This window comes from uncultured Planktosalinus sp., assembly GCF_963973675.1.
Lineage (GTDB): Bacteria > Bacteroidota > Bacteroidia > Flavobacteriales > Flavobacteriaceae > Planktosalinus.
Map to the genome: position 1 here is coordinate 1 of NZ_CAXBAN010000348.1, position 2,860 is coordinate 2,860.

Below are 2,860 nucleotides of genomic sequence, written 5' to 3' on the forward strand. Positions count from 1 at the left end.
AAACAGAACCGTTACAACAGGTCCCACAAATATTTTTGAATTTCTTTATGGAAGAGGTCAACAACGTGAAATTGTGGGCTCAGGAAGTGGAGTCATCATCACACCTGACGGATACATCGTGACAAACAATCATGTGATTGACAACGCTTCTCAGATAGAAGTTGTTCTCAATGACAATAAATCATATGATGCCGAACTGGTGGGAACTGACCCAAAAACCGATATTGCTCTGTTAAAAATTAACTCTGATGATGAGTTACCCTATGTTGCATTTGCAGACTCTAATGCTATAAAAGTAGGTGAATGGGTATTGGCCGTTGGAAACCCGTTCAATCTTACGTCAACTGTTACTGCTGGTATAGTAAGTGCTAAAGCCAGAAATCTCAACGAATTTGACGGAAATCCACAGTCATTCATTCAAACTGACGCAGCTGTTAACCGTGGAAACAGTGGTGGCGCCTTGGTCAACACAAACGGAGAATTAGTTGGAATCAACACAGCCATTACTTCCCAAACAGGTGCTTTTATTGGTTACTCTTTTGCTGTTCCTTCAAACATTACAAAGAAAGTGGTTGAAGATATCCTGGAATATGGCAATGTCCAAAGAGCCATTTTGGGAATTCAAATTTTAAATTCAAACTCAAACGAAGCTCAGGAACTTGGTGTGAAAAATATACAAGGTGTGTATGTTGCTGATATTGAAAAAGGTAGTGGTGCTGATAAAAGTGGCATTAAAAAAGGAGACATCATCAAGCAAATTGACAACATACAAATCAGGAAATTCTCTGATCTTTCAGGATATCTGAGCTCCAAAAGACCTAATGACAAAGTAAATGTCATTGTAGAACGAAACGGAAATGAAAAAATAATTCCCGTAACACTGGCTAAGCTGGAGACCTATGAAATGGCGAGCTTAGGCCTTGAAGTAAAAAATTTGAACCCAAGTGAATTAAAAGAAATGGGGATAAACAATGGAGTAATTGTCACCAGACCTCTTTCAAGAGAAATGGCGCAATACAACCTTTCTGGAATTGTAATTACAAAGATTAATGACCAAAATGTAAAATCTATTGACGATGTTAGAGACATTATGGAAAGTAGAAGTCCAAATACCCCAATAAAAATTTCTTTCATTGATCAACAAGGTGAACCCAATAACTTTATTTTTAGATAATCACTTTAAAATCACACTTTAGCTACCTCTTTGAAAATCAAACTTCAAAGAGGTTTTTATTTTTATAAATATCCTTCATTATAAGATTTGAAATAACTAATTTTGCACGAAATTAAATTGATATCTAATCTTTAACAACATACGCTATGAGTTATCAAGAAGTTTATGAAAAAGAACTTTCTTTTCAGGCAGACCGCAGACGCGCTACTGTAGAATTTATTAAAATTATCAGCGATCTTTGGTATGACAAATCAATCGAATTGGTTTTATTCAGAAATCAATTGATTGATAAAAATGTAAGTGAAATTTTAAATCTGCACGAATATGCTGGAGAATTTGTACAAAAACCAATTTCAATTTTCGATTCTGTAGAAATAGCTCAGGCAATTAAAATGCTTGACCTCCCACCGGCAAAACTTGATATTGGTAAATTAACCTACGAATTTCACCTGGAAGACGACAAATACAGCGATGCGCTTGCTTTTGTTTCAGACAAGTTAAAAGATGCCTCCAAAGAAGAAAATAAAACACCAAAAGATGTGGTGCTATATGGTTTTGGCCGAATTGGAAGATTACTTGCACGAGAGCTAATGGCTCGTACCGGAAAAGGAAGTCAGCTCCGTCTAAGAGCTATCGTAACTCGTGGAAGTATCGATGAGACTGTTCTTGAAAAAAGAGCATCTTTACTTCAATATGATTCTGTTCATGGAGATTTCATGGGAACTGTTCAAACTGACGTAGAAAACAAGGCACTAATTATAAACGGCACCACCGTTCATATGATTTCTGCCAATGCTCCTGAAGAAATTGATTATACTCATTACGGTATCAAAGACGCATTGGTTATTGACAATACAGGTGCTTTTAGAGATGATAAAGAATTAGGACGTCATTTAAAATCAAATGGAGCTTCAAAAGTTTTATTAACCGCTCCAGGAAAAGGGGTTCCAAACATTGTCCACGGTGTAAACCAAAAAGAATACAACCCAGATCAAGTAGATATCTTTTCAGCAGCTTCATGTACAACAAATGCTATCACACCCATACTTAAAGTAATTGAAGATTCTTTTGGAATCGTTCAGGGTCATTTAGAAACAATACATGCATATACCAACGATCAAAACCTTGTTGACAATATGCATAAAAAGTATCGTAGAGGCCGTGCAGCTGCCCTCAATATGGTAATTACAGAAACTGGAGCCGGTAGTGCTGTAGCCAAAGCACTTCCGGTGTTAGCAGGCAAACTGACATCAAATGCAATTCGTGTTCCTGTTCCAAATGGTTCCTTAGTTGTTTTGAACCTAGAACTTAAAAACAATACCTCTATCGAAGGTGTTAATGCAGCAGTTAAAAGATATGCCCTTGAAGGTGACTTAGTAGAGCAAATTAAATACTCACTAAACAATGAATTGGTTTCAAGTGACATCGTTGGATCATCTGCTCCATCAATTTTTGACAGTAATGCTACAATTGTCAACACCGAAGGAAACAATGTGGTACTTTATGTTTGGTATGACAATGAATATGGATATAGTCACCAAGTAATTCGTTTGGCAAAATACATTGCTAAAGTAAGGCGCTTCACTTATTACTAGTAATTTCGTTTAGAATTTAAAAAAAACCACTTCATTAAATTTGAAGTGGTTTTTAGTTTAGAATAACTATACTAAATAATAACGCTAAATT

2 protein-coding genes are annotated in these 2,860 nt (G+C 35.9%); both read left to right on the forward strand.

Annotated features, from left to right (window positions below):
• Positions 1–1,174 (forward strand): trypsin-like peptidase domain-containing protein (locus AACY61_RS11745; RefSeq protein ID WP_339611770.1); only part of this gene is annotated, 1,174 nt, incomplete at its 5' end.
• Positions 1,175–1,320: 146 nt separating this feature from the next.
• On the forward strand, positions 1,321–2,769 hold the full coding sequence (locus AACY61_RS11750; protein WP_339611771.1) for a glyceraldehyde-3-phosphate dehydrogenase: 1,449 nt from the start codon (positions 1,321–1,323) through the stop codon (positions 2,767–2,769).
• Positions 2,770–2,860: the final 91 nt, after the last annotated feature.

Coding starts and splice junctions, on each gene's coding strand:
- AACY61_RS11750 (WP_339611771.1), top strand. CDS start 1,321: ATGAGTTATCAAGAAGTTTATGAAAAAGAACTTTCTTTTCAGGCAGAC.